Origin of the sequence: Shinella sp. WSD5-1 (genome assembly GCF_963942435.1) — a bacterium.
Taxonomy (GTDB): Bacteria; Pseudomonadota; Alphaproteobacteria; order Rhizobiales; family Rhizobiaceae; genus Shinella; species Shinella yambaruensis.
This window is the reverse complement of record NZ_OZ012596.1, coordinates 1,241,651-1,258,432: the sequence shown is the minus strand read 5'-3', so window position 1 is coordinate 1,258,432 and position 16,782 is coordinate 1,241,651. Positions and strand designations below refer to the sequence as shown.

The window sequence follows — 16,782 nt, the reverse complement described above, 5'->3', positions numbered from 1 at the left end:
GTTTTTGATCGTTTATGATTGACATCGGCGATGCTCTCATGTGATCTGAAAGCATGCCTTCAAGCGCGGCGATAGCCATGCGCACGAGAAACACCGGGAGGAAATGCCGATGCTGGAGACGAACCGGGGCGCACGCCTTGCCAACCTGTGGGACGACGCCAAGGCGTCGACCATGCGCGAATCCGAGCGGCTGCTCTATCGCTCCAACCTGCTCGGTTCCGACAAGCGCATCACCAATTACGGCGGCGGCAACACGTCCGCGAAGGTGATGGAGACGGACCCGCTCGGCGCGGGCGAGGTCGAGGTGCTCTGGGTCAAGGGGTCGGGCGGCGATGTCGGCACCATCAGGATGGATGGATTCGCCACGCTCTACATGGACAAGCTCAATGCGCTGAAGGGGCTTTACCGCGGCATCGCGCATGAGGACGAGATGGTGGGCTACTTGCCGCACTGCACCTTCAACCTCAACCCGCGCGCCGCCTCCATCGATACGCCGCTGCACGCCTATGTGCCGAAGAAGCATGTCGACCACATGCACCCCGACGCGATCATCGCCATCGCCGCGGCGAAGAACTCCCGGGAGCTGACGCAGAGGATTTTCGGCGACGACATCGGCTGGCTGCCCTGGAAGCGGCCGGGCTATGAACTTGGCCTGTGGCTGGAAAAGTTCTGCCTGGAAAATCCCGGCGCGCGCGGCGTGGTGCTGGAAAGCCATGGCCTCTTCACCTGGGGCGATACGGCCAGGGAATGCTACGAGACGACGATCGAGATCATCAACAAGGCGATTGCCTGGTTCGAAGAGAACAATACCGCACCTGCCTTCGGCGGCGCGGTGAAGCCGGTGCTTTCCGCCAATGAACGCCGGGCCATCGCGGAAAAGCTGATGCCGGTCATCCGCGGCATGATCGGCCGGGATGAGAAGAAGATCGGCCATTTCGACGACGGGGAAGCGGTGCTCGATTTCGTGACCTCGAAGAACCTTGCGCCGCTTGCCGCGCTCGGCACGAGTTGCCCGGACCATTTCCTGCGCACGAAGATCCGGCCGCTGGTCGTCGATTTCGATCCGGCCGCGCCGGATATCGAAAAGACGCTGGCCGGCCTTTCCGACGCCATCACCGCCTACCGCGCCGACTACGCGGTCTATTACGAGCGCTGCAAGCGGGACAACAGCCCGGCCATGCGCGATCCGAACGCGGTCGTCTATCTCGTGCCCGGCGTCGGCATGATCACCTTCGCCAAGGACAAGGCGACGGCGCGTATTTCGGGCGAATTCTATGTCAACGCCATCAACGTCATGCGCGGCGCCTCCGGCGTCTCCGACTATGTCGGCCTGCCGGAGCAGGAAGCCTTCGACATCGAATACTGGCTGCTGGAGGAGGCGAAGCTCCAGCGCATGCCGAAGCCCAAGAGCCTCGCGGGCCGCATCGCGCTCGTCACGGGCGGGGCCGGCGGCATCGGCAAGGCAACGGCGGACCGGCTGATGGCGGAGGGCGCCTGCGTGGTGCTCGCCGACATCGACGAGGCGGCGCTCGCCGCGGCGGAAAACGAGCTCGCCGGCCGCTACGGCAGGGATGTCGTGCGCTCCGTCTCCATGAACGTCACCGACGAGCCGCTGGTGGCGAGGAGCTTTGCCGATACGCTGGTGGAATTCGGCGGCCTCGACATCCTCGTCTCCAATGCCGGCCTCGCCTCCTCGGCTGTGATCGAGGAGACGACGCTGGACCTGTGGAACAAGAATATCGGCATTCTCGCGACCGGCTATTTCCTCGTCTCGCGCGAAGCCTTCCGCATCTTCCGCAAGCAGAAGGCGGGCGGGAACGTGGTCTTCGTCGCCTCCAAGAACGGCCTTGCCGCCTCCCCCGGCGCTTCGGCCTATTGCACGGCGAAGGCCGCCGAAATCCATCTCGCCCGGTGCCTGGCGCTAGAGGGCGCCTCGGAACAGATCCGCGTCAACGTGGTGAACCCGGACGCCGTGCTGCGCGGCTCGAAGATCTGGACCGGCGAATGGAAGGAGCAGCGCGCCGCGACCTACAAGACGGACGATCTGGAGGCGCATTACCGCGAGCGCTCCATGCTGAAGCTGTCCGTCTTCCCGGAGGATATCGCGGAAGCCATCTACTTCCTCGCCTCCGACATGTCGGCGAAATCGACCGGCAACATCATCAATGTCGACGCGGGCAATGCCCAGTCCTTCACGCGCTGAGGAAATCCCGATGACGATGATTTCCGAAGACTTGGTCGCGCGCGAGAACCAGAAACGTCTCGCCGACCTCAAAAGCGACTACGACCATCTCGGCGCGCAGCTTTCCCGCCGCGGCGTCGATATCGATGCGGTGAAGCGGAAGGTCGCGGCCTATGCGGTGGCCGTGCCCTCCTGGGGCGTCGGCACCGGCGGCACGCGCTTTGCCCGCTTTCCCGGCGAGGGCGAGCCGCGCAACATCTTCGACAAGCTGGAGGACTGCGCGGTCATCCAGGAGCTGACGCGCGCCACGCCGACCGTTTCCCTGCATATTCCCTGGGACAAAGTGACGGACCTGAAGGAACTGAAGGAAAGGGGCAACGCGCTCGGCCTCGGCTTCGACGCGATGAATTCCAACACCTTCTCCGATGCGCCGCAGCAGGAACATTCCTACAAATACGGCTCGCTCTCCCATGCGAATGCCGCAACGCGCCAGCAGGCTGTCGAGCACAATCTCGAATGCATCGCCATCGGCAATGCGCTCGGCTCCAAGGCGCTGACGGTGTGGATCGGCGACGGCACGAATTTTCCGGGGCAGGCGAATTTCACCAAGAGCTTCGAGCGGTATCTCGACGCGATGAAGGCCATCTACAAGGCGTTGCCCGAGGACTGGCGACTCTTCACCGAGCACAAGATGTACGAGCCGGCCTTCTATTCCACCGTCGTGCAGGACTGGGGCACCAACTACCTGATCGCGCAGGAACTCGGCCCGAAAGCCTGGTGCCTCGTCGATCTCGGCCACCATGCGCCGAACGTCAATATCGAGATGATCGTCGCCCGGCTCATCCAGTTCAGGAAACTCGGCGGCTTCCATTTCAACGATTCGAAATATGGCGACGACGACCTCGATACCGGCTCGATCGATCCCTACCGGCTCTTCCTCGTCTTCAACGAACTGGTGGATGCGGAGATGCGCAAGGCCGAAGGTTTTGCGCCGGCGCATATGCTCGACCAGAGCCACAATGTCACCGATCCGATCGAGAGCCTGATGCGCAGCGCCATGGAGGTGTGCCGGGCCTATGCGCAGGGGCTGATCGTCGACCGCGCGGCGCTTGCCGGCTACCAGGAGACGAATGACGCGCTGATGGCATCCGAGACGCTGAAGGCCGGCTTCCGCACGGATGTCGAGCCGATCCTCGCCATGGCGCGGCTGGAGACGGGCGGGGCGATCGATCCGGTCGCGACCTACCGCGCGGCGGGCTACCGGGCAAAGGTGGCGGGGGAACGGCCGGCGGTGGCGAGCGGAGGCGGCGGCATCGTCTGACGCCGCCGAAGAGAAGTTCTCAGACCCTCTTGCTTTCCGGCAAACGGCTGCCAGATTGGACAGGGACAGAACAAGACTGTCTAAGGGAGCATCGTATGGGCATTGAAAGCATTCTCGTTTTCCTCATCGTCGGCGCCATTGCGGGCTGGCTGGCCGGCCTGATCGTTTCGGGCTTCGGCTTCGGCCTGATCGGCAATATCGTCGTCGGCATCGTCGGCGCCTTCATCGCCGGTTTCCTCTTTCCGGCCATCGGCATCAGCCTCGGCAGCGGCATCATCGCCGCGATCATCCATTCCACGATCGGCGCGGTGATCCTGCTCGTGCTCATCAAGGTCATCAAGCGCGCCTGAACGCGCTTTCCGAAAACCGAAAGGCCGTGGCGATCCCTCGCCACGGCCTTTCGTTTCAGTTGACGCTCACCGGTTTCGAGCGCATGCGCGAGACCGTCTCGCGCTCGGCCCGCTTGCAGCGCATCGGCGGCAGGCCGCGATCCATCAGCGCCATGTCCTCCAGCACCATGTCGCCCATCTTCTTGAAGGCGCTGTCCAGCGCGCCGGCACGGTGGGCCGAGCGGATGAAGCCCTTCAGCCCGCGCACCGGATGGTCTGCCGGCAGCGGCTCCTCCGGATAGACATCGCTCGCCGCGACGATATGGCCGGAAGCGACCGCAGCCATCAGCGCCGGGAAATCGACGACGTCCGCCCGGCTGAGCAGGATGAAGGCCGCGCCCTTGCGCATGGAGGCGAAGGCCTCGGCCCCGAGGAACCCCCTGTTCTCGCTCGTCACCGAGGCGACGACGAAGACGAAGTCGCTCATGGCCAGCACCTCGGAGAGCGAGGCCGGCTCGACACCTGCTTCACGCAGCATCGATGGCGGCAGCCAGGGGTCGAAGACGCGGATTTTCGCGCGGAAGCCCGAGAGGACGCGGTTCAGTGCCCGGCCGAGATCGCCGAAGCCGACGATGCCGACCTCGGAACCGGAGAGGAGGCGCGCGGACCGGTTGCCCTCCCCGCCCCACAATTCCATGCCTTCGCGGAAGGCGACATCGGCATCGATCACGCCGCGGGCAAGGTTCAGCGCCATGGCGAGGCCGAGTTCGGCCACCGGCTCGGCAAAGACCTGGCCGGTCGTCACGACATGGATTCCGCGTTCGAACAGGACCTCATAGGGCATGTTGTTGAGGAGGTTGCTCTCGACATTGAGGATCGCGCGCAGGTTCGGCATGCGCGCCAGCGTTTCGGCGGAGAGCGGCGGCTGGCCGATGATGTAGCGCGCTTCTGCAAGCACCGCGTCGCCGAGCCCGGCAATGACTTCCGGATCGGCCTCGACGATGCGATAGGTTCGGCGCAGCTCGGCTTCCGCCGCGGGGGTGAAGATGAGGTCCAGCGTGCGCGGTTCGGGCGCGCTGATCACCAGCGGCAGGCTTTCGTCGGTCATGGCTCCTCCGGATGAATGGCTCCGGCCGGACCGGCCGGGAATGAAAGGGCAGCTACCAGTCGTAGCCGCGCAGGCTCCGCTCGCGCGACAGCGGCAGGTAGCTGCCGCTCGACGTGACGCCGCCGCGCGTACAATTATAGACGGTGCGGCCCCAGTGGCGCTTCGTGCTGTTTTCCGGCGCGGGAATGTATTGCGGCTCGCAGAAGACCTGGTCCTCGGCTTCGTGCTCCTCGGTCGTCACGACGCCGGGCAGGTCATGAAACACCTGTGCGCCGGCAACAGGGGCGAAGAGCAGCGCGGTGAGGGCGGCAAGGATCAATCGTTTCGTCATATCGTCTTTCGGCCGCAGGCCGGTCCTTCGCAATCCATAAAGAAGTACCGCAGGCCGGAAACATGCGCTATAGGCCTGCGGACACAGAGACAGCTTAGATGGGGTTTTTCATGGCAAGTGCAATCCGGTATCACGAAGGTGACATCTCGGCGGCGGATGCCGCCCGCTATACCGGCGCGATCGCCATCGACACCGAAACGCTGGGACTCATCCCGCGCCGCGACCGGCTGTGCGTCGTGCAGCTTTCGCCCGGTGACGGCACGGCGGACGTCATCCGCATCGCCGCCGGCCAGAAGGAAGCGCCGAACCTCACCGCCATGCTGGAAGATCCGGCCCGCCAGAAGATCTTCCACTACGGCCGCTTCGACATCGCCGTGCTGTTCCACACCTTCGGCGTCACCACGGCGCCGGTCTTCTGCACCAAGATCGCCTCGCGCCTGACGCGCACCTATACGGACCGGCACGGCCTGAAGGACAATCTGAAGGAAATGCTCGAAGTCGACATTTCCAAGCAGCAGCAGTCCTCCGACTGGGCGGCCGAGACGCTGTCGCCCGCGCAGCTCGAATATGCCGCCTCCGACGTGCTGCATCTCCATGCCCTGCGCGACAAATTGATGGCGCGCCTCGTGCGCGACGGCCGGCTGGCGCATGCGGAAGCCTGCTTCGCCTTCCTGCCGACCCGCGCCAAGCTCGATCTGCTCGGCTGGGAAGAGACCGACATCTTCGCCCACAGCTGAGCCCGCCGTGCAGAACGGATGGCAGCACCAGACCGGGCCGACGCTGGAGCCGCTGCGCCGGCTGATCCGCGGCCGGCTCGAAACGCTCCCGCCCGGCCTTGCCGAGTTCATCCTGTTCGGGCTGAAGCAGGCCTGGGCCTGCCTCTTCGGCGGGCTCATGCTGGGGCTGATCATCGCCACGAAACTCGTCTGGCAGCCGGGCTGGCCGATCCACCGGTATGACGCGCTGTTCCTGATGGCGCTCGCCATCCAGGTGACGTTCCTCAAGCTGAAGATGGAGACCTTCGAGGAAGCGAAGGTCATCCTCATCTATCACCTCGTCGGCACGGCCATGGAGATCTTCAAGGTCCATATGGGCTCCTGGGTCTATCCGGAGGAGGCCGTGATCCGCATCGGCGGCGTACCGCTTTTTTCCGGCTTCATGTATGCCTCGGTCGGCAGCTACATGGCGCGCGCCATCCGCATCTTCGATATGCGCTTCACCCATTATCCGCCCTTCTGGACGACGGCGGTGCTGGCGATCGCCATCTACGCCAACTTCTACCTGCACCACTTTTTCGTCGATATCCGCCTGGTGCTCTTCGCCGCGACGGTGCTCCTCTTTTGGCGCGTGCGCATCTATTACACGGTGGAGGAGAAGCCGCGCTGGATGCCGCTCGTCGTCGCCGCCTTCCTCACCTCCATCTTCCTCTGGATCGCCGAGAACATCGGCACGGCGACGGGCGTGTGGCTCTATCCGGGCCAGACGACCTGGCACATGGTGCCCCTCACCAAGCTCGGCTCGTGGTATCTCCTGCTCTATGTCAGCTTCGTGCTCGTGACGATCGTCTGCCGGCCGCAGCCGCCCGATCCCCCTGAAAACCCGCGGGCGCAGGCTTAACGCACGGTTAATCCACTCCGACCTATTCTTCCGGCGAGACCGGAGGTTGCCATGTTGACACCCCTGCAGAGCGCGCAGTCCACCGCCGCCGTCTCGGCGATGCAGTCGATCGTCGAAACGCTCGAGGAGCGCCGCCGCGAGGAGGCCGAGAAGGCCAGCGGACGGCCGAAGGACGACGCGCAGAAACAGGCACCGCTGCGCTCCGACGACACGGCGCGGCAGGCCAATGCCCGCATCAACGAACATTTCTTCGGCAGCAATGCCCGCGGCGGGGAAACGCTCGCCAAGCTGATATCCCGCTTCAGCGACACGCTCGGTATCACCCAGCAGGATGGCGAGGGCGCCCGTGCCTTTGCCCAGCGCCTTGCCGACCGGCTGGCGCTCGTCGACCAGGTCTCGCTTCCCGCCAAGGGCAGCACGCTCGACGTCACGCTCCGCGGCCTCGGCACCACGCTCACTGCCGTCAGGCAGGCCATGGCGGGCCCGTCGGACGATGCAGCGGCCAATCTCGTCGCCCGCCTTGCGCTGACCGCCGGCGTGACGCAGGGCGAGGGCGAGGCGGATGCCGATTTCGAGCAGCGCCTTTCCGGCATGCTGACGCGCCTCCGCGGCGAACTGCCGGAAGACGTGGCGACGCTCGAGAAGAAATCCGGCCTCACCGATCTCGGCCTCAAGGCGACCGATCTCATCGCGGCGATCCGCAATCCCTATGGCACGGAAGCCGGGCGGGTGAAGGATGCGCTTGCGCAGAAGGCCGAGGACGAGAAGGCGCTGACGCCCGAAATGCGCAAGGTGCTCGCGCGCCTGGAGGACGCGGCGAACCCGAAGACCATCGAGGAGCTGAAGCTCGACCGGACCCGGCGCGACCCGACCCGCATCGAGGATGCGGAAACGCGCAAGGAACGCGAGGAGACGATCCGCTCGCTGGAAGCCGGCGAGAAGCTGGAGGACGTGCAGGACCTCCAGGACGCGGTGGGCCGCGCCCATGCCGATGTGGCCAAGGGCGTGCGAGAGGACAAGCGGCGGGACGATCCGGCCGCCGCGCTCGACACGATCCAGCTGCTCGCCGCCGGTGCCGAGACGACCCAGCTTGCCGACAAGGTCCCCGCCAAGACGGAAAAAGCCGGCGACGGCGAGGATATCCCGGCGGAAACGACGGGCGAGGCCGTTCGCAAGCTCGACGCAGCCGGCGTGCAGGAACAGGAAGAGCGCGAAGCGGCGCGCAAGGAAATCTTCGCACTGCGCGTCGACGACAACGGCATCTACGATCTCATCACGCGCCAGATCGTCGCCCTGTAGTTTCAGGCCTTGCGCCGCACGATGCCGAGCCGGGCGATGACCTCCGGCGGAATGGCGTAGCGGCGGATCGCGTCCTTCTGGCTGCGCAGGCCGCATATTTCCCGCTGGATGAAGAAGGCCCAGACCTTGTCGGCCGCGTCGTTGAGAAGGTCTTCCCGCTCCGCCTCGCCGCAACCCGCAGCAAGGCGCCCGGCCAGCAGTTCCAGCGCCTTCTCCACCTTCAGCCCGTGCCGGCCGAGCGCGTCCGCCCGCTCCGACATCAGTTCGTATTCGAGGATATTCAGCCCCGTGTCCTTGCTGAAGGAGGGGGCGAGCGCCTGCGGCGGGCGAACCGTCATCTTTCGTCTCCAGTCATCGGACTCAAAGATGGCGCTCCGGGAGCCCTGCCGCAAGGCCCTTAGGCGGCGCGGGCGCGCACGGCGTCGAAGGTCCAGTCGACAAGGAGCCTGCCGTCGCGCCAGACGGGCTGCAGAAGGTTCTCGCGGCCGGCGAGCTGGTCGATGCGCGCGGCCTCAAGCCCGCCGACGCCCATCACTACGGCCTGGCGCCCGGCCTTGGAGGCCTTGAGGTTCATCGTCGCAGGACGCTTGTAGACGTCGTGCCAGGTGCCGTCGGTGTCCTGCCTGGCATTGGCCTTCATGGCGAAGGAATAGATGTCGCGGTTGACCTTCTGCAGGAGCCCTGCCCCCATGCCGAAGGCGATGTTTTCCGCCGAGAAGCCGAAGGCTTCCAGCCGGCCGAGGATGAGGCCGATATCGGCGGGCGAGATGCCGTCGCCCTGGATGACGCGCACGCTGTTGTCCAGCACCTTGTAGCCCTTGGCGTTGAGATGCGTGCCGAAGGCATAGGCGAGCTGGCGCACGACCTGAACCGGCGTTTCCACCGGATCGCCGCTGTCTGGCCGCACGACGAGCGTGCCGCCGGCGGCCTTCACCCGGTCCTTCAACTGCTTGCCCCAGATCTCCGTGACGGCATTGTTGATGTCGTAGCTGTCGGACACGACCGCATAGAGGCCCTTCTCGCCGAACCGGTCGATCATGTTGCCATAGGCCTCCGCCTCGCGCTCCTGGCCCCACGACGTCATGGTCGAATGCTCGGAGGCGGGGATGGAGAAGCCGGCCATCTCGGCACCGTAATAACGGCGCGCGAACAGCACGCCGCTTACCGTATCCGTGCCCATGAAGTTGACGAGATGCGCCGCCCCGCCGATGCCCGCCTGCTCGAAACTCGTCGTGCCACGCGCGCCAAAATCGTGCAGGCGGAAGGGGAGCACGGCGGCCGGGTCCTCGCAGGTCTTTTCCAGGATCGGCCGGATGATCTCTCTCACCTTGCGCGAATTGGAGGCGACGGTGCTCGGATACCAGATGGCGCGCAGCAGCGCCGTCTCGACATAGGAGGTCAGCCAGTAGCATTCGGGATCGGTGTTCACCACCTGCGCGACCGGCACGCCGCGGCGCACCAGCGTGCCCTCCGGCAGCGCCTCGATGAGCAGCGGCAGGAAACCGCCGTGTTTCGCGACGATATGCGTCCAGCCCGCGCGGTTGAACGGCAGGCCATGCGCCGTGACGATCCCCTCGGCCTCGTCCACGTCCGCCATCGTCACCGGTTTCGACAGGTATTCCTTGAGGAACATCTGGAGGCCGAAGAACAGCACTTCCGCCTGCTCGGAATGGCCGCGCGCCTCGACATAGGAGGAGATGGCGCGGGTTTCCGGAGGGTATTGCAGGTAGTGGCTGAACTTGTAGCTGTCGGTGTTGAGGATGAGGTTGGTGAGGTTCATCGAGGGTCTCCGCCGCATCCGCGGCCGGCGAACGAGCGGCGGCGCAACAGTGCCGCGAAGATTTACGCGAGCCGAGCATAAGGGGCAAGAGCCGCCGCGCGGGACAATTCGAGGCGGCAATGCTGCATATGCGAAGCGCCGGCCGCCGCATTAGCAATTCGTTAACCATAAAATGTCAATTGTAACCTATGGAAAGTTGTTCGGAGTTCCGGGTTCGCCCGTCCGGCACAATCGAGTGGCTCCGTGCCTGCCGGGTTGCCCGCCGCCTCCCTCGTACCTGCCCGGTTCGCCCGGGCTGAAAGCTCACCAGCTCGCAGCGTCGCGCATGATGCGCCATCCGACGACCGATGGACCATTGGCAGGCCTTGTGATGCGGACGGCATCGGCAGGGAGAACAGGAGGCAGGCATGCTGCCGCGTTTGGCAATGACGACCGATACCATGCAGCCTTCCCTCGCCGTTCCGGCGGGCGCATCGGTCGAGGCCGCCGCCAGGCCGCAGCTTTCCCCCGCCGCCCTTGCAAACCTGAGGGCCGAGGTACTGCTGCGCCTCATCGAGACCATGCTGAAGCACATGCCGCGCGCCGGGGAGACCAATCCGGGCCGCGACCTGATGGAAACGTTGCTCGCCGTGCTGAAGACCCTGCCCGGCCGCGAGGGCGGCGGCGGCCGCAAGCTCGCCGACCTTCTTGCCAGGCTGCCGCCGGAGCTTCGCCCGAGTGTCGAAAAGCTGATCGGCACGGTCCTCTCCTCCATGCCGACGCGCAGCCTCGTCGAGGTGGTGCGTCATCCGAACGGGCCGCAGGCGCGCAAACTCGCCGCCTTTCTTTCCGCAAGCCTCAAGGCCGATACGCCCGCCACCCTGCGCGCGGAAGACAAGCCACGGCCGCTCGGGCTGAATGCCCAGCAGCTTGCCGCGGTCGGCCGCCACAATCCGCAGCAGGCAGGCCAGCCGGCGCAGCTTCTCGGCGATGTTCGTGCCCTGCAGACGATGCTGAAGCGCATCTTCGATTTCGACGGCGGCGGCAAATCGCGCCCGGCAACCACGCGGACGCTGGAAACGACCGTCAACCGGCCGGAGCTTGCCACGCCCAACCGGCTACCGGCCGGGGAAAACGCCGCGCAGCGCAGCGGGCAGCCCGTATCGACGCCCACGACCAGGGCCGACAATCCGCTGCCGGTCGAGATCGCGGAACCGGCGATCCGCCACGATGGAGGCGGCGAGAAGACCGAAACCACAACGCCGGTCGTGAGGCGGGACGACATGCCGGCCAGGACCCAGGTCGCCAATGCGGCAGGACAGGCACTTGCCCGCAGCGTGCTGCAGGCCGTCACCCGCGACATGGCGCCGGCCCTGCTAATGCCGGCCGTCGCCCAGCTTCTGGAAAACCTGTCGCTGGAAGAGGCAAATTTCATCCGTTCCCTGCTGGAGCGCCCGATCGAGCCGATGAGCGAGGCAGAACTCGCCCTCTTCGCGACCGAGGGCAGCGAACAGGCCGAGATGGCACCGGAGAGCGGCAAGGTCCGCACCGTGACGGCACAGGCGACGCCCGCCCTGCAGGAGGCGCACGCCGAGGCGGACGAGCCGCTGCCGCTGCCGACACCGACGCTGCAGGCCCGCGAGGCGCTCCAGGCGGCCCTTGCGGATGCGACGCCGGAAAGGCTGCTTGCGGTAGCCATCCTGCGCGAGGGCATACCGCTCGCCTTCGTGCCCTATCTGCCGGCCGAAGAAGACCTCGACTGGTCCGAGGGCCGCGAAAGCGGCGAGGAAGACGAGACCGCGAACGAGGAGCATGGCGACGACGCGGAAGCCGGCAACGAGGCGAGCGAGGACACCGCCTTCGAAGCCTCCGGCGAGGAGCCCGAGGCGGACGACATGGCAAAACGCCGCGAAAAGATTGCCGACATGGTCGGCGTCATCGAACCCGGCCTGGTCTTCTACCAGAAGCTCGGCGACTACTGGACCTGACCGGACCCCAAAGAAAAACCCGCGGAGATCGCTCTCCGCGGGTCCTTCATGTCGAGATAAGCGAACGCTTATTCAGCGTTGTTGCGGTTCTTCAGAGCCGCGCCGAGGATGTCGCCGAGCGAGGCGCCCGAGTCGGACGAACCGAACTGTGCGACGGCTTCCTTCTCTTCGGCGATTTCCAGCGCCTTGATCGAAAGCTGGATCTTGCGATCCTTCTTCGAGAAGTTCAGGACGCGGGCGTCGACGGTCTGGCCGACCGAGAAACGCTCCGGACGCTGTTCGTCGCGGTCGCGCGACAGATCGCCGCGGCGGATGAACGACGTGATGTCCTCGTGGTTGACGAGCTTCACTTCGATGCCGCCATCGTTGATCGCGATGACTTCGGCCGAAACGACGGCGTTCTTGCGCAGGTCGCCGGAAGCCGCAGCTTCGCCGACCGAATCACGGCCGAGCTGCTTGATGCCGAGCGAGATGCGCTCCTTGTCGACGTCCACATCCAGAACGACAGCCTTGACGACGTCGCCCTTGTTGTATTCCTCGATGACCTGCTCGCCCGGACGGTTCCAGTCGAGGTCGGACAGGTGCACCATGCCGTCCACGTCGCCGTCGAGGCCGATGAACAGGCCGAATTCGGTCTTGTTCTTGACTTCGCCTTCGACTTCCGTGCCGGCCGGGTGGCTGTGCGCGAAGGCCTGCCACGGGTTCTCGAGGGTCTGCTTGAGACCCAGCGAGATGCGGCGCTTCGTCGGGTCGACTTCGAGGACGACCACGTCGACTTCCTGGCTGGTGGACAGGATCTTGCCGGGGTGAACGTTCTTCTTCGTCCAGGACATTTCGGAGATGTGGATCAGGCCCTCGATGCCCGGCTCCAGCTCGACGAACGCACCGTAGTCGGTGATGTTCGTGACCGTACCGGAGATCTTCTTGCCGGTCGGGTACTTGGTGCCGATGCCATCCCACGGATCGGACTCGAGCTGCTTCATGCCGAGCGAGATGCGGTGGGTTTCCTGGTTGATGCGGATGATCTGGACCTTGACCTGCTGGCCGATGGACAGGATCTCCGACGGATGGTTGACGCGGCGCCAGGCCATGTCGGTGACGTGCAGCAGGCCGTCGATGCCGCCGAGGTCGACGAACGCACCGTAATCGGTGATGTTCTTGACGACGCCGTCGACAACCTGGCCTTCTTCGAGGTTCTGGACGATTTCAGAACGCTGCTCGGCGCGCGACTCTTCGAGGACCGTGCGGCGCGAGACGACGATGTTGCCGCGACGCTTGTCCATCTTGAGGATTTCGAAGGGCTGCGGGTTGTGCATGAGCGGGGTGACGTCGCGGATCGGACGGATGTCGACCTGCGAACGCGGCAGGAAGGCGACGGCGCCGTCGAGATCGACGGTGAAACCACCCTTGACCTGGTTGAAGATGACGCCTTCGACGCGCTCGCCGGCTTCGAACTTGACTTCGAGCTTGGCCCAGCTCTCTTCGCGGCGAGCCTTTTCGCGCGAAAGGACAGCTTCGCCGAGCGCGTTCTCGATACGCTCGACATAGACTTCGACTTCGTCGCCGACCTTCAGCGTGCCGTCCTTCGACTTCGCGCCGAATTCCTTCAGCGGGACGCGGCCTTCAACCTTGAGGCCGACGTCGACGATGGCGACGTCCTTTTCGATCGCGGTAACGATGCCCTTGGCGACATAGCCTTCGGCGAGATCGTTAGCGGCGAAGGATTCCTGCAGAAGGGCTGCGAAATCTTCGCGCGTGGGGTTTGCTTGAGACATTGAAACTCCTGGTGTGCCAAAAGGCACGGGCGCCGGGGGTTAGCGTTGATGAGGAACGAGGCTGTGTCCGCTGCTCTTGGGCAGCAAATCCGGCGCGGGGACAGGCCTTGTTCTATGCTGGCGCAATTCCGGATGGAAAAGCTAGTGCTTCAATGCGGCGTCGATGATCGACTTGGCCGCCGAAAACGCCGCCTCTATACCCATTTCCGAGGTATCAAGCAAGTGCGCATCGTCGGCCGGTTTCAGCGGGCTGTCCGCCCGGCCCATGTCGCGCTCGTCGCGCCGGCGAATGTCGTCGAGGACCGTCTCGAAATCGGCCACGCCGCCATTGCCGACGATTTCGTCGTAACGCCGCCTGGCGCGCACCTCCGGCGAGGCCGTCACATAGAGCTTTACCGCCGCATCCGGGCAGACGACCGTGCCGATATCGCGCCCATCGAGCACCGTGCCCGGCTCGCGCGCCGCAAAGCCGCGCTGCGCCTCGACCAGCGCGCGGCGCACGGACGGCATGACGGCGATCTTCGAGGCCGCCTCCCCGATATCATGGGCGGACAGCACCGCGCGGTCGAGCCCGCCAAGATCGAGCGTGCGCGCCACCTCGGCCGCGACGGCCTCGTCATCAAGCGGCAGGCCACGGTCAATGAGCGCCTTCGCCGTCGCCCGGTAGGTCAGGCCCGTATCGAGATGATGAAAGCCATAATCCTCCGCAATGCGGCGCGACAGCGTTCCCTTGCCCGCAGCCGCGGGGCCATCGATGGCGATTGTGAAAGTCATTCCGTCACCTGAAAATGGATGTGATCGTCATGGCGTGCAGCCCGGCATCCCTGGAACCGCACGTTCGGATGGACAACACCGAGGCGCTGGGCCAGATGCGGCTCAATGAAAATCCGTTCCACACCGAATTCCGGTCCCTCCAAGGCAAGCCAGCGCAAGGCTGCACCCGTTCTCGCTTCGTCCAGCATCCACGCAGGAAAAAACCCTTGCAGAAACCCCATGTTCCACCGAAGTGTCAAGAGATCGTCACGTTCGGCGCAGGGCAACTGTGTGCCGGGCGCAGGCTCTTCGAAAGCGAAGTAGCCGATTGGTGAGCGTACGGCCCTGTTCAGCGGCGTCCCCTTCTCGTCGCGATAGTAAAACGCGATGTCGAGCTTCCGTCCGTCGTCGTGTGATAGATGGGGCAGAAGCGGGAAGCCGTCCAGGAACGGAAAATTGGCATCGAGAACAAGCGTGATAGTCCCGGGGAATTCCAGGTCTATGGCCACCGAGAGCGCTTCTGCAGCGCGTTTGGCTTCCGTGGTGACGAAGTTCCGATTCAGGGCGCAATAAAGCGGAGACTGAATCTGCAAACTGCCGTCGCCAAAACAGGACAACGGCACACGCCCGAAAAGCGGTGCTGTAAACGACGCCGCGATCGTAGCCGAAGCATACAACAGCAGGAAAACCGCAAGACGGGTCGAGCGCCGGGTGATCTCGCCCCGATGGGCCAGCCAGCGCCCGGCGAGGTATGACACTCCGCCAATCTGCGTGAGCGCGGTCAAAAGAGAAAAGACAAGCGCGATGCGCAATGCCCTCGCGCCTGTTCTTCTCAAGCCCGAAGCCCCTTTATTCGATATGCGCACCCAATCCGGTCATGAGGTTCATGAACTCCGGAAAGCTCGTGGCGATCATCGTCGCGTCGTCCACCGTGACCGGGTTTTCCGAGACGAGGCCCATGACGAGGAAGCTCATGGCGATGCGGTGGTCGAGATGGGTGGCGACGGCGGCGCCAGAGGCATTGCCGAGGCCCTTGCCGTCCGGGCGGCCGCGCACGACGAGCGATGCTTCGCCCTCGTCGCAATCGACGCCGTTGAGCTTCAGGCCGACCGCGACGGCCGAGAGGCGGTCGCTTTCCTTGACGCGCAGCTCTTCCAGGCCGTTCATGACGGTCGTGCCCTCCGCGAAGGCCGCCGCGACGGCGAGAACCGGATATTCGTCGATCATCGACGGCGCGCGGTCTTCCGGCACCGTGACGCCCTTCAGCACCGAGGAGCGCACGCGAAGATCCGCCACGTCCTCGCCGCCGGCAAGGCGCGGGTTCAGCACCTCGATATTGGCGCCCATTTCCTGCAGCGTCAGGATGAGGCCCGTGCGGGTCGGGTTCATCAGCACGTTGAGGATCGTCACATCCGAATCCGGCACGAGCAGCGCCGCGACCAGCGGGAAGGCCGTCGAGGACGGGTCGCCCGGCACGTCGATCACCTGGCCGGTGAGCTTTCCCTGGCCTTCGAGGCGGATCGTGCGCACGCCGTCCGCATCCGTCTCGACGGTAAGGTTGGCACCGAAACCCTGCAGCATCTTTTCGGTATGGTCACGTGTCATGACCGGCTCTATGACGGTGGTGATGCCGGGCGTGTTGAGGCCGGCGAGCAGCACAGCGGACTTCACCTGCGCGGAGGCCATCGGCACGCGATAGGTGATCGGCGTCGGCGTCTTCGGCCCGCGCAGCGTGACCGGCAGGCGGTCGCCATCGGCGGACGTCACCTGCACGCCCATTTCGCGCAGCGGATTGAGGACGCGGCCCATCGGGCGCTTGGTGAGCGAGGCGTCGCCGATGAACGTCGAATCGAAATCATAGACGCCGACGAGGCCCATGGTGAGGCGGCAGCCGGTGCCGGCATTGCCGAAATCGAGCGGCGCTTCGGGCGCGAGCAGCGCGCCGTTGCCGAGGCCATTGATGATCCAGGTGTCGCCGTCCTTGCGGATCTTCGCGCCCATGGCCTGCATGGCCTTGCCCGTATTGATCACGTCCTCGCCTTCGAGCAGGCCCGTGATGCGCGTCTCGCCGCTGGCAAGGCCGCCGAACATGAAGGAGCGGTGGGAAATCGACTTGTCGCCGGGGATGCGGACGGTCCCGGACAGGCCGGAGGATTTGCGGGCGGTTGCGGGCCGTGCACTGGCGCCATGCGACATGGTCGTCTTCCTTATATACATCCACGGCTCCCCGGAGGGGATCACCCGGGGAGAACGCGGGCTTGCTACCACAAACGATTTAAAGCGTCATCATCCCGTCTGAGAAACTATCATCATGAGGTCT

General features: G+C 65.0%; 15 protein-coding genes. 7 read left to right on the top strand and 8 right to left on the bottom strand.

Annotation, left to right across the window (positions count from 1 at the left end; translation table 11 throughout):
* Positions 1-109: 109 nt before the first annotated feature.
* The 3 genes from AABQ55_RS06050 (at position 110) to AABQ55_RS06040 (ending at position 3,853) form a co-directional block, all read left to right on the top strand.
* Entirely contained in the window at positions 110-2,203 is a 2,094-nt protein-coding gene (locus tag AABQ55_RS06050) for a bifunctional rhamnulose-1-phosphate aldolase/short-chain dehydrogenase (RefSeq protein ID WP_272804394.1), read from the top strand.
* Between the two features lie 10 nt (positions 2,204-2,213).
* Positions 2,214-3,503, top strand: coding sequence for an L-rhamnose catabolism isomerase (rhaI, locus tag AABQ55_RS06045; protein WP_272804393.1), 1,290 nt, complete (start codon positions 2,214-2,216; stop codon positions 3,501-3,503).
* Between the two features lie 95 nt (positions 3,504-3,598).
* Entirely contained in the window at positions 3,599-3,853 is a 255-nt protein-coding gene (locus AABQ55_RS06040) for a GlsB/YeaQ/YmgE family stress response membrane protein (protein WP_064328845.1), read from the top strand.
* 55 nt (positions 3,854-3,908) lie between these two features.
* On the opposite strand, the gene AABQ55_RS06035 is transcribed toward AABQ55_RS06040, so the two are convergent.
* Together AABQ55_RS06035 and AABQ55_RS06030 are read right to left on the bottom strand one after the other, a co-directional pair.
* Positions 3,909-4,940: a hydroxyacid dehydrogenase gene (locus tag AABQ55_RS06035; RefSeq protein ID WP_272804392.1), complete on the bottom strand. Its 1,032-nt coding sequence runs from the start codon at positions 4,938-4,940 to the stop codon at positions 3,909-3,911.
* Between the two features lie 52 nt (positions 4,941-4,992).
* On the bottom strand, positions 4,993-5,271 hold the full coding sequence (locus AABQ55_RS06030) for a hypothetical protein (RefSeq protein ID WP_272804391.1): 279 nt from the start codon (positions 5,269-5,271) through the stop codon (positions 4,993-4,995).
* Between the two features lie 110 nt (positions 5,272-5,381).
* On the opposite strand from AABQ55_RS06030, the gene AABQ55_RS06025 reads away from it, so the two are divergent.
* From AABQ55_RS06025 to AABQ55_RS06015, 3 genes are read left to right on the top strand one after another with little or no spacing between them, the layout of a single operon-like run.
* Positions 5,382-6,008: a ribonuclease D gene (locus AABQ55_RS06025; protein WP_244767494.1), complete on the top strand. Its 627-nt coding sequence runs from the start codon at positions 5,382-5,384 to the stop codon at positions 6,006-6,008.
* A gap of 7 nt (positions 6,009-6,015) precedes the next feature.
* Positions 6,016-6,888 carry a DUF817 domain-containing protein gene (locus AABQ55_RS06020; RefSeq protein ID WP_443021082.1) on the top strand — a complete coding sequence of 291 codons (873 nt, stop codon included), beginning with the start codon at positions 6,016-6,018 and terminating at the stop codon, positions 6,886-6,888.
* 51 nt (positions 6,889-6,939) lie between these two features.
* The gene (locus AABQ55_RS06015) at positions 6,940-8,187 is read left to right on the top strand and encodes a hypothetical protein (protein WP_272804390.1); all 1,248 of its coding nucleotides are present in this window, start codon (positions 6,940-6,942) and stop codon (positions 8,185-8,187) included.
* A 2-nt stretch (positions 8,188-8,189) separates the two neighbouring features.
* Here AABQ55_RS06015 and AABQ55_RS06010 read toward each other — a convergent pair whose 3' ends face one another.
* Both AABQ55_RS06010 and AABQ55_RS06005 read right to left on the bottom strand, forming a co-directional pair.
* A complete protein-coding gene (locus AABQ55_RS06010; protein ID WP_272804389.1) occupies positions 8,190-8,525 on the bottom strand; it encodes a DUF6665 family protein in 336 nt (111 codons plus the stop codon).
* Positions 8,526-8,584: 59 nt separating this feature from the next.
* Positions 8,585-9,967, bottom strand: a complete 1,383-nt coding sequence (locus AABQ55_RS06005; protein ID WP_272804388.1) for a nicotinate phosphoribosyltransferase — start codon at positions 9,965-9,967, stop codon at positions 8,585-8,587.
* Between the two features lie 407 nt (positions 9,968-10,374).
* Between AABQ55_RS06005 and AABQ55_RS06000 the strand changes: the two genes are divergently transcribed.
* Entirely contained in the window at positions 10,375-11,934 is a 1,560-nt protein-coding gene (locus tag AABQ55_RS06000; RefSeq protein WP_272804387.1) for a hypothetical protein, read from the top strand.
* 68 nt (positions 11,935-12,002) lie between these two features.
* Here AABQ55_RS06000 and rpsA read toward each other — a convergent pair whose 3' ends face one another.
* The 4 genes from rpsA to aroA all read right to left on the bottom strand — a co-directional run bounded on the left by rpsA (position 12,003) and on the right by aroA (position 16,658).
* The gene (rpsA, locus tag AABQ55_RS05995; RefSeq protein ID WP_272804386.1) at positions 12,003-13,709 is read right to left on the bottom strand and encodes a 30S ribosomal protein S1; all 1,707 of its coding nucleotides are present in this window, start codon (positions 13,707-13,709) and stop codon (positions 12,003-12,005) included.
* 141 nt (positions 13,710-13,850) lie between these two features.
* Positions 13,851-14,483 (bottom strand): (d)CMP kinase, encoded by a 633-nt coding sequence (cmk, locus tag AABQ55_RS05990; protein ID WP_272804385.1) that lies wholly within the window; start codon positions 14,481-14,483, stop codon positions 13,851-13,853.
* Complete coding sequence (locus AABQ55_RS05985) at positions 14,480-15,274, bottom strand: hypothetical protein (RefSeq protein ID WP_272804384.1); 795 nt, start codon at positions 15,272-15,274, stop codon at positions 14,480-14,482. The genes cmk and AABQ55_RS05985 overlap by 4 nt, the downstream gene beginning before the upstream one ends.
* 37 nt (positions 15,275-15,311) lie before the next feature.
* Positions 15,312-16,658, bottom strand: a complete 1,347-nt coding sequence (gene aroA / locus AABQ55_RS05980) for a 3-phosphoshikimate 1-carboxyvinyltransferase (protein ID WP_272807397.1) — start codon at positions 16,656-16,658, stop codon at positions 15,312-15,314.
* Positions 16,659-16,782: the final 124 nt, after the last annotated feature.